The following is a 19,096-nucleotide window of genomic DNA, read 5'->3' as shown; positions in this document are numbered from 1 at the left end:
CAGAATCAAACGGCGTGGCGTACTATTCTTTCAGGTAAATAAAACGTTGCAGCGAGGCGTCGACATGAGGGTTCTGGTCATTGAGGATGAGCAAAAGGCGCTCGCCTACATCAAGAAGGGTCTGGAAGAGGCCGGCTTTCTGGTCGATGTGGCGGCTGACGGCGCGGAAGGCCTGATCCTGGCACGAGAGGATACGTATGACGTCATCGTGCTGGACGTGATGTTGCCGACCATGGACGGCTGGAGTGTCCTGAAGAATCTTCGGACCTTGAAAGCGACCCCTGTTCTGTTCCTCACCGCCCGTGACGACGTAATCGATCGCGTACGTGGACTCGAACTCGGCGCCGATGATTATCTCGTCAAGCCGTTTGCGTTCGTCGAGTTGCTCGCGCGCGTGCGCACATTGGCGCGCAGAGGGCCGCCACGGGAACACGATCTGCTGACGCTTGCTGACCTGGAAATCGATGTGACGCGCCGCAAGGTCCGCCGCGCGGGCAAGCGGATAGAGTTGACCCCGCGCGAGTTTGCGCTGCTGCAACTGCTTGCGCGCAAGCAGGGCGAGGTGATGAGCCGCACCCAGATTGCATCCTATGTCTGGGACATGAATTTCGACAGCGATACCAATGTGGTCGAAGTCGCGATTCGCCGGTTGCGAGCAAAAATAGACGATGACTTCGAAGTCAAACTCATCAAGACAGTGCGTGGTGTGGGCTACGTCATCGATACCAAAGAGGACGACTGATGCGCTCGCGGTCTTTGACGCAGACATTGGCACTGGCCTTTGCGGGAACCACGCTGGCGGTGTTCGCCCTGGTGGGAAGCTACGTGTATATGGCGCTGGCGCACGAGGTCAGTACGCAGGACGATCAGGACATCGTGCTGGCGGCGCGGCACATGCGCCGCCTGACGCAAGAGCTGGCCAATGTGAGTGAGTTGACGCAGCATCGGGAGCGCCTGGAAAGCCTGGTGCTGGGCAACGGGGCTTTGTCGGCGGAAGTGATCGATTCATCTGGCCGTGTTCTCCTGCAACATAACTTGTCCAGCGCCGCGCTCGGCATTGCGTGGCCAGCGGCGAAGCTGGATGCCTCCGAGCAAATTACGGCGGCGTCGATCACGGCCCTGAGCGCCAGCGACGGCACGCCGTTCCGGCGAGTTGCCGCCGAAGCGAAACTGGCTGACGGTTCGAGCGTCAAGATAGTCGTGATGCGTGATGTAGCCGACCGATGGCTGCTGCTGGATAAATATCGCGACCGGCTTTTTCTTGCAAGCGGCGCAGGCGCGTTGCTGGCGTTTTTGATGAGCTACTTGCTGGTGCGCCAGTCACTCAGGCCCTTGCGTGATATCGCTCTTAGCGCGGCGAATTTTACGACTGAAAATCTTAGCGCTCGCATCGCGGTGCGCAAGGTGCCGAGAGAACTCGAAACGCTGATTGCTTCGCTCAACGGCATGTTTTCCGGTTTCGAGCATGGTTTCAACCGGCTCTCCCGATTTACGGCGGACCTCGCCCATGACATGCGCACGCCCTTGGCCAACTTGCGCGGCTCAACCGAGGTTGCGCTTGCCCGGCCACGCTCCAGCGAGGAATATCAGACGCTGTTGGCGTCGAATCTTGAAGAGTGCGACCGCCTTTCAAGGATGATCGAAAATGTCCTCTTCCTTGCACGCGCCGAGCATCCTCATTTTTCGCGGCACTTGCTTGAGTTTGATGTCGACGAAGAGCTCTTCAAGATAGCGGATTATTTTGAGGGGATTGCAGAAGACGCCGGCATTCGAATTCGCGTGACGGGGCATGCGCGATTGAAGGCGGATATCGAACTTTTCCGGCGGGCGGTCAGCAATCTGCTTGCGAATGCGGTGCGCTTTACACCGCGTGACGCCGAGATCATGTTGTCCGTTGCCGAACGCGACGGCGCAGTGCGCGTTGAAGTTGCCAACGAAGGCGTTCCACTGGACGCGAACCTGCTTGAACGCGTTTTTGACCGGTTTTATCGCGCGGATCCATCGCGGACGAGCGGTGCGTCGGCGAGCGGATCGACCGGGCTGGGACTGGCAATAGTGCGGACGATCATGGAGCTGCACGGCGGCAAGGTACACGCGGAAAGTGCGCCGCAGGGCACACGATTCGTCCTGACTTTTCCGCTGGTCAAATGAATGGTAGAGCTTAGCGCGCAGCTAACACATAGATAGAAAAATCGGACTATTGCGCCTGCTCTATTTCCACCGCCGCATTCCAGTCGGACCCGCGCGCAAGCTCCACAAAAGCGCTTAGATAATCGATTGTCGTATCTGTTTCGCGCACACCCAGAAAGATCTGCTTGGCAATGCCTCGTTTGCCTAGCCGGACCGCATTCACCGCGACTTTGTCCGCATACTCTTCAACGAGCCAGCGTGGCAAGGCGGCAACGCCCCGGCCGCTCGCGACCATTTGCAGCATGATGTCGGTGGTCTCTATGACCTTGTGCCGTTTCGGCATGACGTTCGCCGGCATGAGGAACTGGTTATAGATATCCAGGCGATCGATCTCGACCGGATACGTGATCAGGACCTCTTCCGCCAGTTCATCGGGCAGGATGAAAGGCGCTTGTGCCAGTCTATGCTGCCGTCCCACCACTAATACCTGCTCATAGTCGAACACCGGCTCGAAGCGCAAGCCGGGTTTTCGCAATGGATCCGGCGTAACCAATATGTCGATGTCATAGCCGAACAATGCGCCAATGCCGCCAAACTGGAATTTCTGTTTGACGTCAACATCCACGTCGGGCCAGCGTGCGAGATAGGGCGACACCACCTTCAGCAGCCACTGGTAGCAAGGGTGGCATTCCATGCCAATGCGCAACGTCCCGCGCTGTCCCAGCGCGAATTGCCTCATGCGTTCTTCGGCATGTTCCATCTGCGGCAGCACGCGGTTGGCGAGCGCCAGCAGGTACTGTCCCGCCTGGGTCAGGCGCAGGTTGCGCCCGTCGCGGCTCCACACGGCGGTCCCGAGCTGCTGCTCCATCTTCTTGACGGTATGGCTGAGCGCAGACTGCGTCAGGCACAGCACGTTCGCGGCGGCAGTCAGCGAGCCGTGGCGGTCGACTTCCCGAATAATGGCCAGATGAGTGCGTTCGAGCATGTGGCGTCCATGAAAGGAACTAATCGATCAATGAGAAAAGACCATTATATTTCATAGAATACTCACCCTATGATCGAGCCGTTCATTTCAGGAGCGGTACATCAATGGTCACGACGCACAATTTGGGTTTCCCCCGCATCGGCGCAAAGCGCGAACTGAAATTCGCGCAGGAAGGGTATTGGAAGGGGCTGTCGTCGGGTGATGAACTGACCGGCTTGGGCGCACGACTGCGCGAGCGGCATTGGGGAAACCAGGCCGGGCTCGACCATGTGCCCGTCGGCGATTTCTCGTTCTACGATCAAGTGCTTGATACGAGCTTTACGCTCGGCAACATCCCGGAACGCGTCCGCGGTTTTGACGGCGACCCGCTGGACAATTACTTCCGCGTTGCGCGTGGCCGCTCCGCGCATGATTCGGCTTGCAGCTGCGGCGTGCAGGCCGGCGAGATGACCAAATGGTTCGATACGAACTATCACTACATCGTGCCGGAATTCAGCGCGTCGACTGAATTTGCACTCGATGCTTCGCGCCTGCTCGATCAGCTGACGCAAGCTCGCAAGCTCGGCGTGAAGGCCAAGCCGGTCATCATTGGCCCGGTGACGTATCTGTGGCTCGGCAAGGCCAAGGATGACTCGGACAAGCTCGCGTTGCTGCCGTGCCTGTTGCCGGTCTATGCAGCGTTGCTTGAAGAGCTGGCGACGCAAGGCGTCGAGTGGGTGCAGATCGACGAGCCCGCCTTGGTGACGGAGCTCGATGCAACATGGCAGCAAGCGTTCGTCACCGCATACGACGCGTTGAAGGGTTCGAAGGCCAAACTGCTGCTGACCACTTACTTCGGGCAGTTGCAGGACAACTTGGCCATCGCGTGCAAGCTGCCGGTTCAAGGGCTTCATATCGATGCGATCAACGCGCGTGCCGAAGTGAAGCAAGTACTCGCGCAATTGCCGGCGGACAAGGTGCTGTCGCTTGGTGTCATCAATGGCCGGAACATCTGGAAGAGCGACTTGAGCGCGGTGCTGGACTGGCTTGAACCCATTCACAAGACATTGCGGGACCGCTTGTGGATTGCGCCGTCGTGCTCGCTGTTGCACGTGCCGGTCGATCTGGCCAGCGAGCATAAGTTCGACAAGGAAATCCAGTCCTGGCTCGCTTTCGCATTGCAGAAGCTCGATGAACTGAAGGTGCTGGCCCACGCGCTAAACGATGGACGCAAGTCGGTGCAAGCGGCGCTCGATGAGAACGGGGCCGTGATCCAGAGCCGCCGTTCGTCGCCGCGCGTGCACAACCCGGCGGTGAAGGCAGCGGTTGCGAAAATCGATGCAGCACTCGGCCGTCGTTCAAGCGCCTACCCGCAACGTGCCACGAAGCAGTCGGCCTTGTTGAAGCTGCCGGCGTATCCGACAACGACTATCGGCTCGTTCCCGCAAACGGCCGAGATTCGCCAGGCTCGCAGCCGGTTCAACAGCGGCGAACTGGATGACGCAGGCTACAAGGCCGTCATGCACAGCGAGATCACGCGTAGCGTGCGTGAACAGGAAGCACTGGGCCTTGACGTACTCGTGCACGGCGAAGCCGAGCGCAACGACATGGTCGAGTACTTCGGTGAACAGCTCGACGGTTACGCGTTCAGCCAGTTCGGCTGGGTGCAGTCCTACGGTTCGCGCTGCGTGAAACCACCTATCCTGTTCGGCGACATCAGCCGTCCGAAGGAGATGACCGTCGAGTGGATCAAGTACGCTCAATCGCAAACCGCCAAGCCGATGAAAGGCATGCTGACCGGCCCGGTCACCATCCTGAACTGGTCATTCGTCCGCGATGACCAGCCGCGTTCGGTGTCGTGCCATCAGTTGGCGCTGGCTATCCGCGAAGAAGTGCTGGACCTTGAAAAGGCCGGCGTGCGTGTGATCCAGATCGACGAGGCGGCGCTGCGTGAAGGCTTGCCGTTGCGCAAGTCGCAGTGGAACGACTACCTGCGGTGGGCTATTGAATCGTTCCGCATCACCGCGAACGGCGTGCAGGACGAAACGCAGATCCACACGCACATGTGCTATTCGGAGTTCAACGACATCATCGCGTCGATCGCCGATATGGACGCCGACGTGATCACGATCGAGACATCGCGTTCGGACATGGAGCTGCTCGATGCCTTCGATAACTTCAACTACCCGAACGAGATCGGACCGGGCGTGTACGACATTCACTCGCCGAACATCCCGAGCCAGGAGCACATCGTGCAACTGATGCGCAAAGCGGCTGAGCGTATTCCGGCGGAGCGGTTGTGGGTCAATCCGGATTGCGGCCTGAAGACGCGTCAGTGGGATGAAGTGATCCCCGCGCTCAAGAACATGGTCGCCGCGGCTAAGACATTGCGTGCGGGTTTGTGATCTCGGGCGAGCTTTAACAATGCTCAAGCGATAGCGCAGCGTAGAACCACTCGGAACCATGAACGACGGCCGCCTTCGGGTGGCCGTTTGTTCTTTGAGCGCCTTCGGGTGCTTACGGGCGGCGCAAGTCTCGCCCGTATCTTGGAGTAGCATGGTCTCGCGTTGCCGATGGCCAAGCACGCCACGACTGCCCGCAACGCTCGACTGTCAGTAAAACCTCATTTGGAGCAAGCATGGCCTATCGCAACTACCATAAGCGCAAGATTGGCGATCGCGATCTGCATCCCCAGACACAGATGATGTCCTACGGCTACGATCCCTTCCTCTCTGAAGGATCGGTCAAGCCGCCTGTGTTCCTGACGTCGACGTTCGCCTTCCGTACGGCAGAAGATGGCGCCAATTTCTTCGATATGGTCGCAGGCCGCAAGCCTTCACCGGAAGGCGAAAGCGCGGGACTGGTCTATAGCCGCTTCAATCATCCGAACCTTGAGATTGTGGAGGATCGGCTCGCTCTTCTGGACGACTCCGAATCCGCGGTCGTGACATCGAGCGGCATGTCCGCCATCGCAGCGGTTTTGCTGGCGTTCTTGCGGCCAGGAGACTGTGTCGTGCAGTCGGCGCCGCTGTACGGCGGAACGGAAACACTGATAGCCAAGTTTCTTCCGGAATGGGGCATCACATCGCAAGTCATCGACGATGGTCTTTCACCGGACGCCATTCGCAACGCGCTCGAAGCCGCAGCACAAAAAGGCAAGGTGCGCATGTGCTACATCGAGACGCCGGCTAATCCAACTAACGCGTTGTTCGATCTCGAAGGGCTGCGTCGAGAAATTGACGCCTTTGAGGGTCGCCACGGCTATCGTCCGCTTTCGGTGTGCGACAACACGCTGCTCGGGCCGTTGTATCAGAAGCCGATCAATCAAGGCATCGATCTCTGCGTGTATTCGCTGACGAAGTACGTCGGCGGACATAGCGACCTGGTCGCGGGCGGAGTGACAGGCAGCCGTACCCTGGTTACAAAAGTGCGTTCGATCCGGAGTGCACTGGGTTCGCAACTCGATCCGCACTCATCGTGGATGATCACGCGGTCAATGGAAACGCTGGTCCTGCGCATGGAGCAGGCGGCCCGAAGCGGCACGGCTGTCGCGCAATGGCTGGCGAGCAATCCTCATAGGCCGGTCAAGGTCCTGCACCCCGAACTGAACGACGATCCTGCTTACCAGGCGGTGTATCGACGTCAATGCACCGGTCCAGGTTCGACCTTCGCGTTTGTACTCGATGGAGGCCGCGAACAGGCGTTCAGGTTTATCAATAGCCTGGAATTGTTCAAGTCTGCCGTTAGCCTGGGCGGTACGGAATCGCTGATCTGCCATCCGGCGTCGACAACGCATTCCGGCGTGCCCATTGAGGCTCGCGCCGCAGCGGGCGTGTCCGAAGGCTTGATTCGTGTCTCGGTCGGGCTGGAGCATCCGGATGACCTGATCGCCGACCTGTCGAACGCGCTGGAGCATTGTTGACTGTATGGCGAGACCTCGGCAGCCGCGTGGGAAAGCTTGATGTGATGCAGAACATGCGGCGCATTCCTCGGGTTTAGCGTCGCTTTTTACACCACCGCTAACAGCAGGTACACTACGCCGACGTATGGCGCGACCCACCGTTTCCGGCCACTTCCCGCTGCGGCTATTCAGCCGGTCTTATGCAAAATGGCATTTCTTTCGATCTGAAGGCGCTTGAAGTCTTCGTGCTTGTCGTCGAATCCGGCGGCATGACAGCGGCTGGTCAACGACTCAGCATCACGCAATCCTCAGTCTCTCAAACGCTGTCGAACCTGGAACAAACACTCAACCTGCAATTGCTCGATCGCTCACAGCGGCCCCCGATGCTGACACCCGTGGGGCGCCAGTTCTACAACCGGGCCTGTACGCTGCTGGATGAAGCCAGGCATTTGAGTCAGGAGTTCCGCAAACCTCTCGGTGAACCGCTCAAGCATATCCGGATTGCACTGGTCGATTCCATGGCCACGAGCATTGGCGCCGATCTGCTGACTGCAATACGGCAGCGCACCGCCAACTGGTCGATGGTGACCGGCCAATCTCATCAGCATGCCGAAGCATTGTTGTCCAGGCGGGTGGACATCATCATCTCCGATGACGTCGTGTTGAAGAACCCGTTGCTGTACCGTCAGCGCATCTTGCGCGAACCTTTTGTGCTGGTTTTGCCCGGCGACTTCAAGGGACCCGTTCCTTCTCTGCGCAACCTGCTGGTCAGCGGCGATTTCATTCGCTACAGCAATACGACTGTCATTGGTCGAAGCATTGAAACCCAGTTGGAGAAATGGGGAATTCAACCACCGCTACGGCTGCAACTCGACAATACGTTCGCGATCATGTCCATGGTCATGGCCAATGCCGGCTGGACCATCACCACGCCGTTGTGCTTGTTGCAGTCGGGGCTGACACCGGACAATAAGTTTTCTCCGGCGTTTCGCCTGTTCCCGATTCCCGGCGAGGAGTTCTTTCGCGAACTCACCATGGTCGCCCGTCAGGACGATCTTGGCGTGCTGCCGCAGCAACTCGCTCAGGACAGTGTGGCCTTGCTGAAAAGTCGTTTCCTGCCAATCATCGAGGCGAATGCACCGTGGTTATTGCCATCGATAGTGTTGGGCTGATTTCAAAGGAGCGTCACGCCGGGCCGCAATTTTTCATAACGCAGATGGTGCAAATCGGCGACATTGATACCGGGCGCAGCCACCACCAGAATCTGCTCTGCCAGCTCGGCGAAGTCGGCCCGGAAATGCACGGAGCTCTTTAGCACCAGGACGCGGTAATCGGCCGGATCTGCGCCGACGTGGCGAAACATGGCCTGATCGGCAGCCTGCTGTTTGCGGCTCGACACCACGATCTCGATGCCATGCGGGCCGCCGCACCTCACCCGGGCCATGGCGCCGAGATCCATGTGGCAGCCAAGGTAGAAGGGTCCCGTGCCGGTGAAACGGCCGGTTCCAATTGCAAGCACCTCGAAGGGTGCTTGCACCGGTCCCTCGCCCAAGCCGCTCATTCCTCCCAGCGGGGCATAAATAACGGCGCCGATTCCCGCTTGCGTCGCCGCTTCGACAAAATCGGCATCGCACACGACCCCGGCGCAAACCCGCTGCGCATTTTGCCTCAGCAGTTCATGCAGGATATCGGTGGTGTCTCCACCGCCGCCGCCGCCCGGGTTGTCCTGGGTATCGGCGAGGATGATCGTGCCAGCCCCGGCGTGAAGGCCCCACTCGCGCGCGTGCGCAACCGCCTCGGCCGGTGCATAGAGACGCCCGCCGAATTCAGCCCGCCTCGCCAGAACAGCCTGAGTCAAAGATTCGACCGCAGCCTCAACTGTCACCTGATCGGAACCGTAAGCAATGACGCTCGGCCCACTGTGATGGATATCGGCGAGCGGAAAACCCGGCACGAAGTCGACCGCAAAAACCTGTTCCGACGCCAGTGATTCACCAAGCGCCATCAAACCACGCATGGGTTCGGACAAGGTGCTTTGCCAGGGCATGGGAATCAGGAAAGGCAACTGGCGATAGCCCTTGTGCAACACTTCGCCAGCGAGCAACCGGTCGAGCAGCACGTGTGCACGCTGCCCTGTCTGCGCCATGTCGACATGCGGATAGCTGCGGTACGTCACCAGGCCGCTGGCATGTTCGATCATGGCCGGCGTGATATTGGCGTGGAAGTCGAGCGCTGCGACTATCGGCATCGTGCCGCCGACTCTTTGACGCAGGCGCCGCAGCAACTCTCCTTCACCGTCCTCCAGATGCTCACTGACCATCGCGCCGTGCAGATCGAGAAACAGCGCGTCCAGCGGACCCGCATCACGGATCATCCGGTCGAGCATGAAGGCAATCGCCTCGAATGCATCTTGCGTCACCGGACCGCTCGGGTTGGCCGAGGCCCACAATAGCGGCACCAGTTGATGCGATGTGCGCGCAGCTCGTATGAAACCGTCTATCGCCAGATTGACGCCCGCGACCGCGCCGAACATCTCCTCGCCAACCAGCAAGCCCGGCCACGCGTCCGCTTCGACGAAGGTAGCAAAACTCGCCCTGCTGGCGGCAAAGGTGTTCGTCTCATGTAAGAAGCCGGCGATCCCGATCCTTGCCACACCATCCCCTCATCAAGTTCAATGGGCGTTACAGCAAGCCTTCCACTGCCGTCACGAAAATGCGGCTGTACTCGGCGGCGCTGAACGGAATCGGGTTGGTCCCGGCCGATCCGTCCACCACGGCCATTTCGCCGACTTTCGCCGCGTCGTGCGCATTGATGCCGATCTCGCTCAGCGTATGGGGAATGCCCAGTGTGTCGCGCATCATCAAGACCCAGTCGAGGAACGATGTGAACGACGGCTGCGCCAGCTCAAGGTAGCGCGCCAACAATTCGATGCGCTCCGCAATAGCCGATTCGTTGGCCTTGAGCACATACGGCATCAGGATGGCGTTGAGCATGCCGTGGTGGGCGTCATACAGCGCGCCCAGGGGATGCGCCAGCGCATGCATCGCACCCAGGCCACGCTGGAACGCGGTGGCGCCCATGCTCGACGCGACCAGCATTTGCAGGCGTGCATCGAGATCCTGGCCGTCCTTGACCGCACGCGGCAGGAACTGCTTGATCAGGCGAATGCCTTCGACTGCGATGCCCGTCGCCATCGGATGATAGAACGGCGAACAATAGGCTTCGAGGTTATGCGAGAGCGCGTCCATGCCGGTCGCCGCCGTCAGCTTGGCCGGCAGGCCCACCGTCAACTCGGGGTCGAGGATGACAACCGAGGGCAACATGTTCGCGTGGAATATGATGCGTTTCACATGGGCGCGGTCATCGGTGATCACTGAAGCCCGCCCGACTTCCGAGCCTGTCCCGGCCGTAGTCGGCACAGCCACCACGGGCGCCATGCCCGCCACATTGACCCGCAGATAGTTGTCGCCGACATCTTCGAAATCCCACAGCGGACGGTCCTGGCCAACCATTAGCGCGACGGCCTTGGCCGCATCGAGGGCCGAGCCGCCGCCGAAAGCGATCACACCGTCGTGACCACCGGACTTGAATATGGCCACGCCATCGTCGACATTCTTGCCAGTCGGATTGCCCTTGATATCGTGAAACAGCCCGCTCTCGAGACCGGCGGACCGGGAGTGATCCAGCACCTTGCCGATCAGCGGCAATGCCGCCAGACCCGGGTCGGTGATCAGCAGCGGCCGGCGCATGCCAAGGCTCTTGCACCATTGCGGCAATTCGCTGATCCGGCCGGCACCGACCTTGACCGCAGTCGGGTAGTTCCAGTTTGCAGAGGGGAGTGACGGATGTGACATAAGAGATTCCTTTGAAGATCCGTTCACAGACGGGTTTTCAGATGAAAAGATTTGGGCCGCGTCAGGTGCTCGTACCCGATCGCCGAGAGGGTGACACCTCGGCCGGTATTCTTCACCCCGGTCCAGGCGAGCGCAGGGTCGAGATAATCGCAGCGGTTCATGAAGAAGGTGCCGGTTTCGACGCGCCGGCCAATCGATAGAGCGGCTTCCTCATCGCTCGTAAACACAGCGGCCGTCAAACCGTAGGGGCTGTCGTTCATTAATTCAATTGCTTGTTCATCGCCGGACACCGGCATGATGCCGACCACCGGTCCGAAACACTCATCGTTCATCAGCGTCATGCCATGATCGACATCCACGAACACGCCCGGCGCCACATAAGGCGTGCCGGCGCGCGACAGTCCGAACGTGGTTTCATCGATAAGATTTTTAGCGCCTTTCGAGAGTGCATCGGCTATCACTGCGCGAACTCCATCGGCGGCCGTAGTACGGACTACCGGCCCCAACGACGTTTGCGCATCAAGCGGATTGCCCAGGACATACTGATTCGTCAACGCCACGGCGCGCTCGACAAAATCCTTGTACAGAGGCTGAGCCACATAAATTCGCTGGATACCGCAGCATGACTGGCCTGAATTGAAGAAGGCGCCGTCGACCAGCGTCTCCACTGCGTAATCAATATTGGCATCGGCTCGCACGTAGGCCGGATCATTACCGCCCAATTCAAGCCCGACCCCGATAAAGCGCCCAGCCGCAGCTTCCTCGACAATGCGGCCTCCGCCCACCGAACCGGTGAAGCAGACAAAGCCGATCTCTTTAGCGTGTATCAACCGACGCACGCGTTCATGATCCACATGCAAGTACTGGAACACGCCCTCGGGCAACTCGGCCTGGACGAAGGCCTGATGAATGAGTTCGGCACACAACGGCGTTTGGTCGGAGTGCTTGAGAATTACCGCATTGCCCGCTAGGAGAGCGGGAACAATACTGTTCACCGCCGTCAGCAAAGGGTAATTCCACGGCGCGATGGTGAGCACCACGCCCACCGGCTCACGCGACATAAAACGGGTAAAGCCGTCCTGCGGCGCTACTTGCACGGGCTTCAATGCATCTTCTGCAATCGCCATCATATGGCGCGCCCGTGAGACAAAGCCGTCCACCTCGCCGGCGGTGTAACGCAACGGGCGTCCCATCTGGCGCGTAATCGCCTCGGCGATGGTTGCCTTGTTTTCGACAAAGAGATCTACGGCGCGGCCAACCAGCGCCAGCCGCTCCGACAGCGGTCGTGCGGCCCACGCCTTCTGCGCAGTTTGCGCGCGCCGCAGTGTCTGCTCGATCTGCGATTCGCTTGCATAGGGCCGGCGCACAAATTCGCTGCCGTCGATCGGGCTAATGGTGATCAGTTCATCTTTCATCGTAGTGGGCTTGGATTGATAGCTCAGATAATTTCGAAATAGCGGGCCAATTCCCAATCGGTCACATGCCGACGGAACTGCCGCTCTTCCCATTCGCGGGTCGCGACAAAATGTTCGACAAACGCTTCGCCGAACAAGGTCTTCGCGGCTTCCGAATGGCGCAGTCGCTGTGCGGACTCCCACAAGGTGCAAGGCAATTTCAGATGGGCAGGGAATTCCTGCGTATAAGCGTTGCCCTCGACAATCTGCCCCGGATCCAGTCCCTGTTCGATACCATGCAAGCCGGCACCCAACGCGGCTGCCAATGCAATGTAGGGATTCGCGTCGGCGGAACCGATGCGCACTTCAACACGCTGGGATTTCTCGGAACCCGGGATCAGGCGCAAGGCCGTGGTTCGATTCTCGACGCCCCACGTTGCATCGAGCGGCGCCCAGTAGCCCGGCACCAGCCGTGAATAGCTATTGACGGTTTGCGCGAACATCGACATGAATTCGGGCAGGTAGCGTTGCACGCCCGCCATGAAACTGGCCTGCTTGACGCTCATGTTATAGGGACGGCTTTCGTCGTAAAACGCCGACTTGCCGGTGCTCGCCTCGCGTAAGGACAAGTGGATATGACCGCTCTGTCCGGGATGATCATGCGACCATTTCGCCATGAAGGTCGCCATCAGGTTGTTCTTTTGGGCCAGCGCCTTGGTAAAGGTCTTGAACAAAATGGCCTTGTCCGCCATCTCGGCTGCGCCGTCGACTGCGAGCGCAGCCTCCAGCACGCCGGGACCGGTTTCGGTATGCAAGCCCTCGATCGGCATGTCCATCTGCTCGCACATATCGAGCAATTGCCGGTAGAAATCGCCCTGGACCGTACTGCGCAATACCGAATAGCCGAAATTGCCGGGCGTCCAGTTCTTCAGGTCACGGTAGTTTTTTTCACGCACGGAATGCGGCGTCTCCTCGAACATGAAGAATTCATATTCAAGGGCGGCAGAAACATCGAATCCCATATCGGCGGCGCGCTTTAAAACGCGCTGCAATAAACCCCGTGGGCAAATTGCTTCGGCATCCCCAGCAAATTCAGCGAGGAAGAAGAGCATGTCTTCGCCGTCGCCCTGTTCAAGCGGCAAACGACGGCAGCTCTCCGGGACGATGCGCACCATGGCGTCCGGATAGGCGGTGTGCCAGCCGGTGTATTTCGTATTGTCGTACATCTGGTCATCCACATCCCAGCCCAGTACGACATTGCAGAACGCGAAACCCGCACGCAGAGCCCCGAGGAATTTATCCTTGCGCAGATATTTCCCGCGCAGAATGCCATCGGTATCGGACAGACCGACTTTGATATGCGTCAGCCCGCTTGCCTCCACTAAGCGAATCGCATCTTCCACCGTCTTGATTGCCCGTTCGGGCTTCGCGTACGCATCCATATTCATCGTCTCCGTGTTATCGCTTTTTTTCGGCTGAATCATCTTAGGAACGAGAGAAATGCAGATCAACAACAATCGGTATTCGTTATGGTGCTGATCGGCTGGGGTAATGCTGCATGCTCTGCGATTGCTTTTTTGTTTGCTTATGCACGGGCGGCGTGTCGGTGCCACATATTCATGGGCGCCATGTCGCGCTGCACAACGCATTGGCGTGCTAAACCGGCGGTTGGCGAGGCTCGCTGCTGGTGCGAGCGCGCCCACTCTCAGCTCTTTCAGCGCCACTTCGGGGCGTTCCCCAGACGCAGGTCACGCCGCCAATTCGAGTCAAACACCTTTCGAAAGCCCTTCGATAAAGGCATGCTTGCCACTGGCACAACTCTTGTGTATGAAGTTAAAAAATTACTTCAAGCGGGATGCGTATTCCCGAAGGGTTTCCAGATGGTTTCTCAGTTGGCGCAGATCTTCAGCGACTCAGGCACCAAGGTGCGGGGCAAGCTTTTCGGCATCTATGGGCTATTGATTGCGTTCAACGTCCTCGCCTGGGCTTGGGCACTCGTGGCATTCCGCCACCATCCGGTACTTCTGGGAACCGCATTGCTGGCCTACGGATTCGGGCTGCGCCATGCGGTGGATGCCGATCACATTGCCGCTATCGACAATGTCACGCGCAAGCTCATGCAGGAGAAGAAGCGGCCTGTTACGGTCGGCTTTTTCTTTTCCCTCGGGCACTCGACCGTGGTCGTGCTCGCCTCTGTCGGTGTGGCTGTCGTAACGTCGGCCATGCAGGGTCGATTTGACCACTACAAGGAAATTGGCGGAGTGGTCGGCACGTTGGTGTCGGCGTTATTCCTGTTCGCGATTGCCGTGATGAACCTGATCATCCTGCGGTCGATCTATCAAGCGTGGCGCAACGTCAGGAATGGCGGTGCTTATATTGATGACGATTTCGATCTGCTTCTGGCCGATCGCGGATTCCTGGCGCGCATTTTTCGCCCGCTGTTTCGCATGATCACGCGAAGCTGGCACATGTACCCGCTAGGTTTCCTGTTCGGTCTGGGATTCGATACGGCGACTGAAATCGGATTGCTCGGCATAGCGGCAACCCAGGCGTCGCAAGGACTTTCTCCCTGGGCGATCATGGTGTTCCCCATACTGTTCAGTGCCGGCATGTCCCTGGTAGACACGCTGGACGGTCACCTGATGCTCGGCGCTTACGGATGGGCTTACCTGTTGCCGATCCGGAAAATCTACTACAACATGACCATCACGCTGGTATCCGTCATCGTGGCGGTCGTGATTGGCGGTATAGAAGCGCTTGGGCTGCTCGCCGATCAGTTGAAACTGCAAGGTCCGGTGTGGGATGCCATAGGGACCTTGAACGATAATTTCGGCACGCTGGGATTTTTGATCATCGGCATTTTTGTCTTCAGCTGGATCGTGTCGGTCCTGATCTATCGGGTAAAACGCTTCGACGAACTGGAAGTTGGCCGCTAGATAAGCTGCCGGGATTCGGGCGACTTCGCCCCTTACCGTCCACAACGAGCATGGCCTGGACCTGGCGTCGAACGCAAACAGCTAACGCGACAGACCGCGTTGATCCAGGGCACTCTCCAGTGCCTGAATTTGCTCGCTGTTAAGCGAGGATGCCTCGATCGCGTCGGCTCGGGAAAAAATCATCTGCCCATAAGCTTCGGCGAGCACACGCGCTTCCCGGCAGAGTGCCGCATCCTGACCGGCCGGCTTGAGCTCTCGCCAATAGTTAATGGCCTGTTCGACGTCGATAATCGTGAATACGCTCATGGATCTGGCCTGCAACTTCGGGTGAACGGGACGGGTAATACCGGTATGCAAAAAATTCCATGCGCGCGGCTCGCCCTTCAGAGGCGTTCACCGTCGTCGGCCACAGCTTAGCCGCGTAGTCTGATTCTTGACGATGTCGCAGGTATGTGCAAGTTGTCCCACATGAACAAAACTAATAGGAAGATGAAAACATGTCCCTTGTTGAATGACACGGCGGCATTCAGACTGTGGGCCACTCGGTTAAGGACGCATCATGGCTCGCACTCATCTACACGGTTTTCCACGCATCGGCGCGCATCGCGAACTCAAGTTCGCACAAGAGGCTTTCTGGCGCGGGGAGTGTGACGATGCTGATTTGCGTAGCGTCGCAGAGGCATTGCGTGCGCGCCATTGGGAGTTGCAACGCTTGGCGAAGCTGGATTTCGTAGCGGTCGGCGACTTCGCCTATTACGACCACATGCTGAACCTCACTGCGCTATTGGGTGCGTTGCCGGAGCGATTCGGATTCGAACCGTCGGCGCTCTCGCTTGCGCAATATTACGAGCTGGCGCGGGGCAACAACGCGCAGCCCGCCATGGAGATGACCAAGTGGTTCGACACCAACTACCACTACCTTGTGCCCGAGTTGGGGCCGCGCACGACATTCGATGGCGGCGTCGATTGGTTCTTTGACGAGATCGATGAAGCGCTTGCACTGGGTCATTCTGTCAAGCCGGTTCTCATCGGCCCGATTACGTATCTGTGGCTGTCCAAGAGCCACATTCCCGGCTTTGACCGCCTATCACTTCTGCCGAAGCTCGTGATTCGCTATATGCGCATTCTCGACCTGTTGAAGCAACGCGGGATTGAATGGCTTCAACTGGATGAACCGGCGCTGTGTCTTGACCTGGATGACGAATGGCTCGAGGCTTTTTACGCAGCCTACGAGGTGCTTGGCGCGTCAGTCAGCAAGGTAATGCTGGGCACGTATTTCGACACGGCCGCCCACCACGCACCGCTCGTCGCAAAGCTGCCTGTCCAGGGTGTTCATATCGACCTGGTCAGGGCGCCCGGACAACTGGACGCCTGGCGCGCGGCGCTGCCGGCGGACAAGGTGTTGTCGGTGGGCGTGATCGATGGCCGGAATATCTGGCGGGCCGACCTCGGTAAAATCGTCGACTCGCTTCGCAGCCTGAGCGAAGAACGTTCGGATAACTTATGGATTGCGCCTTCCTGTTCACTGTTGCACGTGCCGGTCACGCTTGCATCGGAGAAAAGGCTGGATAAGCGCTTGACGTCATGGCTTGCGTTCGCGACAGAGAAGCTCGATGAGGTTGCCGCCATCGCGCTTGCGCTAAGCGATTCGGCAGAAGCCGGGTCTGTGCTCGCCGCGTCGAACGCAGCGCTCGATACGCGACGCAATTCGGACACGGTCGTCAACACCCTCGTGCAACGGAGGACCTCGGCCATCACCCAGGCGATGGCAAGCCGTAAAAGCACTTATGCCATCCGCAAGCGCGTTCAGCGCCATACGCTCAGGCTGCCGCTCCTGCCGACCACGACCATTGGTTCGTTCCCCCAGACAATGGCGATCCGGCAGGCGCGCGCGGCGTACCGGCGCGGGGAACTGGGCGCACTCGATTACCTGGAACGCATGCGTGCGGAGATCGCAACAGCCGTGCGCAAACAGGAGGAGCTAGGACTCGACGTCCTCGTGCATGGCGAAGCCGAACGCAACGACATGGTCGAATTCTTCGCGGAGAAGCTATGGGGATATGCGCTGACGGAGAACGGCTGGGTTCAGAACTACGGCTCGCGCTGCGTCAAGCCGCCCATCATCTACGGCGATATCTATCGTCCGGAGCCCATGACGGTGGACAACACGCGCCATGCGCAGTCCCTGACCAACCGCGTGATGAAGGGCATTCTTACGGGACCGGTGACCATGCTCCAATGGTCTTTTGTCCGTGACGATCAACCCCGCGAAACAACGGCGCTACAGCTTGCGCTCGCCGTTCGCGACGAGGTGACGGACCTTGAAAAGGCCGGCATCCGCATCATCCAGATCGATGAACCGGCATTGCGCGAAGGCTTGCCATTGCGCCGCGCCGAGTGGCCCGCTTACCTTGACTGGGCAACCCGGGCCTTCAAGATCGCCGCTAGCGGGGTCTCGGATGCGACGCAGATTCACACCCATATGTGCTATTCCGAGTTCAATGACATCCTGCCCTCGATCGCAGCGCTGGATGCGGACGTGATCACGATCGAGACGTCGCGCTCTTCAATGGAATTGCTGGATGGCTTCGGTGAGTTCGCCTACCCGAACGGAATCGGGCCCGGCGTCTATGACTCGCACTCCGCACGGGTGCCAAGCGTGGAGGCCATGCAGCGTTTGCTCCAGCGTGCATGCGAGGTCATTGCTGCGGAGCAACTATGGGTCAACCCTGATTGCGGATTGAAAACGCGTACGTGGCCGGAGACGGAAGCGGCACTGATCAACATGATCCTGGCGGCCCACGCAGTCCGAGCGACGCTTTCCGAAAAAAATAACGAAATGGCGGAAGCCTGAGTCTTCATCAGAGAAGCGCCTCGAAGCAAGGTTTTGTCATAGCGTGCCCGGTCCGTGCTACTGTATTTGGCTTGAGTTCGTTGACTCTTGACTTTACACACCATCCCCCTTCGGGACGTACTGGACGCTTTATGAAAAAAGTATCGCTGCTGCTTACTCTTGCTGTTATCGCTTCGTCATCGGCTTATGCCGCTACGGGCGCGACTGAAACGCTTCCCTCCGGCGTCACGGTGACGCAGATCAAGGAAGGCACCGGGGCGCAGCCAACCGCTGCGGACACCGTGACGGTGAACTATCGCGGCACGCTCGCGAATGGCACCGAATTCGACTCTTCGTACAAGCGCGGGCAGCCGGCATCGTTCCCGCTCGGTCAGGTAGTCCCATGTTGGACGCAGGGCCTTCAGAAGATGAAGGTCGGCGGCAAGGCGAAGCTCGTGTGCCCGCCGGCAACCGCATACGGCGATCGCGGCGTAGGCCCGATTCCGCCGAACAGCACGCTGACGTTTGAAGTCGAGTTGCTGAAAATCGGCAACTAAAGCCTGTACAACGCGCACGCGCTTCAACGCAATCATGCGAATCGCGTGTCCCGTGCTATTGCGTACCGAGATCCGTGCTGAGATTTTTGGTCATCGCAATAGCACGGCTTTGTAACACCCTCAGATCGATTTATGGATGTGGCAGCCGTTTAATTCCATCCCGATGGAAAACGCTGCGCGGCTATACTTTTTGCCGTTGAGACAGCCCGATTTTCAATCAGGGCGTTGACGGGGGCGAAGTAAAAATATCGATGTGAAGAGGGCACATGAATCTGTCACCTGCTTGAAGTAGCCTATGCGCCGAGGCGTTCAGAGCAACGTCAGAGCATCAACAGTCAAAGGCCGGAAGCCGGCTCTACAGCACGCAATCCAATACCACGTGGTGTCGATCAAGAACGAAACGGTTGCTACACTACAGCTCGCAAACGATTCCCCTTAGTTGCAGTTTTAATAAGCGTCCGGTAACATTAATTCGTGCGCGTTATCAAAATTTTTTCCAAACAGGTCATCAGCCGGGACTGCCTGAA

14 protein-coding genes are annotated in these 19,096 nt (G+C 58.8%); 8 read left to right on the top strand and 6 right to left on the bottom strand.

The window, feature by feature from the left end; all coding sequences use genetic code 11:
- Positions 1-64: 64 nt before the first annotated feature.
- Together ACSOSP_RS22735 and ACSOSP_RS22730 are read left to right on the top strand one after the other, a co-directional pair.
- Positions 65-742 carry a heavy metal response regulator transcription factor gene (locus ACSOSP_RS22735; protein WP_455313170.1) on the top strand — a complete coding sequence of 226 codons (678 nt, stop codon included), beginning with the start codon at positions 65-67 and terminating at the stop codon, positions 740-742.
- Positions 742-2,151 (top strand): heavy metal sensor histidine kinase, encoded by a 1,410-nt coding sequence (locus ACSOSP_RS22730; protein ID WP_455313169.1) that lies wholly within the window; start codon positions 742-744, stop codon positions 2,149-2,151. Before ACSOSP_RS22735 ends, ACSOSP_RS22730 begins: the two co-directional genes overlap by 1 nt.
- 46 nt (positions 2,152-2,197) lie before the next feature.
- On the opposite strand, the gene ACSOSP_RS22725 is transcribed toward ACSOSP_RS22730, so the two are convergent.
- Positions 2,198-3,115 carry a LysR family transcriptional regulator gene (locus ACSOSP_RS22725; RefSeq protein WP_455313168.1) on the bottom strand — a complete coding sequence of 306 codons (918 nt, stop codon included), beginning with the start codon at positions 3,113-3,115 and terminating at the stop codon, positions 2,198-2,200.
- 104 nt (positions 3,116-3,219) lie between these two features.
- Here ACSOSP_RS22725 and metE (ACSOSP_RS22720) point away from each other — a divergent pair, with 104 nt between their 5' ends.
- From metE (ACSOSP_RS22720) to ACSOSP_RS22710, 3 genes are all read left to right on the top strand, one after another.
- Positions 3,220-5,499, top strand: a complete 2,280-nt coding sequence (gene metE / locus ACSOSP_RS22720; protein WP_455313167.1) for a 5-methyltetrahydropteroyltriglutamate--homocysteine S-methyltransferase — start codon at positions 3,220-3,222, stop codon at positions 5,497-5,499.
- A gap of 233 nt (positions 5,500-5,732) precedes the next feature.
- Positions 5,733-7,016: a cystathionine gamma-synthase family protein gene (locus ACSOSP_RS22715; RefSeq protein WP_455313166.1), complete on the top strand. Its 1,284-nt coding sequence runs from the start codon at positions 5,733-5,735 to the stop codon at positions 7,014-7,016.
- 179 nt (positions 7,017-7,195) lie between these two features.
- Complete coding sequence (locus ACSOSP_RS22710) at positions 7,196-8,167, top strand: LysR family transcriptional regulator (RefSeq protein WP_455313165.1); 972 nt, start codon at positions 7,196-7,198, stop codon at positions 8,165-8,167.
- 2 nt (positions 8,168-8,169) lie between these two features.
- On the opposite strand, the gene ACSOSP_RS22705 is transcribed toward ACSOSP_RS22710, so the two are convergent.
- From ACSOSP_RS22705 to ACSOSP_RS22690, 4 genes are read right to left on the bottom strand one after another with little or no spacing between them, the layout of a single operon-like run.
- Positions 8,170-9,648 (bottom strand): M81 family metallopeptidase, encoded by a 1,479-nt coding sequence (locus tag ACSOSP_RS22705; RefSeq protein WP_455313164.1) that lies wholly within the window; start codon positions 9,646-9,648, stop codon positions 8,170-8,172.
- A gap of 28 nt (positions 9,649-9,676) precedes the next feature.
- On the bottom strand, positions 9,677-10,849 hold the full coding sequence (locus tag ACSOSP_RS22700) for an iron-containing alcohol dehydrogenase (RefSeq protein WP_455313163.1): 1,173 nt from the start codon (positions 10,847-10,849) through the stop codon (positions 9,677-9,679).
- Positions 10,850-10,872: 23 nt separating this feature from the next.
- Complete coding sequence (locus tag ACSOSP_RS22695; RefSeq protein WP_455313162.1) at positions 10,873-12,264, bottom strand: aldehyde dehydrogenase family protein; 1,392 nt, start codon at positions 12,262-12,264, stop codon at positions 10,873-10,875.
- 23 nt (positions 12,265-12,287) lie between these two features.
- Complete coding sequence (locus tag ACSOSP_RS22690) at positions 12,288-13,685, bottom strand: glutamine synthetase family protein (protein ID WP_455313638.1); 1,398 nt, start codon at positions 13,683-13,685, stop codon at positions 12,288-12,290.
- A gap of 438 nt (positions 13,686-14,123) precedes the next feature.
- Here ACSOSP_RS22690 and ACSOSP_RS22685 point away from each other — a divergent pair, with 438 nt between their 5' ends.
- A complete protein-coding gene (locus tag ACSOSP_RS22685) occupies positions 14,124-15,179 on the top strand; it encodes a HoxN/HupN/NixA family nickel/cobalt transporter (protein WP_455313161.1) in 1,056 nt (351 codons plus the stop codon).
- An 81-nt stretch (positions 15,180-15,260) separates the two neighbouring features.
- Here the strand turns inward: ACSOSP_RS22685 and ACSOSP_RS22680 are convergent, their stop codons facing one another.
- Positions 15,261-15,485, bottom strand: a complete 225-nt coding sequence (locus tag ACSOSP_RS22680) for a DUF3717 domain-containing protein (RefSeq protein ID WP_455313160.1) — start codon at positions 15,483-15,485, stop codon at positions 15,261-15,263.
- A 253-nt stretch (positions 15,486-15,738) separates the two neighbouring features.
- On the opposite strand from ACSOSP_RS22680, the gene metE (ACSOSP_RS22675) reads away from it, so the two are divergent.
- Together metE (ACSOSP_RS22675) and ACSOSP_RS22670 are read left to right on the top strand one after the other, a co-directional pair.
- Positions 15,739-18,033: a 5-methyltetrahydropteroyltriglutamate--homocysteine S-methyltransferase gene (metE, locus tag ACSOSP_RS22675; protein WP_455313159.1), complete on the top strand. Its 2,295-nt coding sequence runs from the start codon at positions 15,739-15,741 to the stop codon at positions 18,031-18,033.
- 131 nt (positions 18,034-18,164) lie between these two features.
- Positions 18,165-18,569: an FKBP-type peptidyl-prolyl cis-trans isomerase gene (locus ACSOSP_RS22670; protein WP_455313158.1), complete on the top strand. Its 405-nt coding sequence runs from the start codon at positions 18,165-18,167 to the stop codon at positions 18,567-18,569.
- The last annotated feature ends 527 nt before the right edge of the window (positions 18,570-19,096 follow it).

This window comes from Caballeronia sp. KNU42 (assembly GCF_053760385.1).
This window is presented reverse-complemented; position numbering and strand designations above follow the sequence as displayed.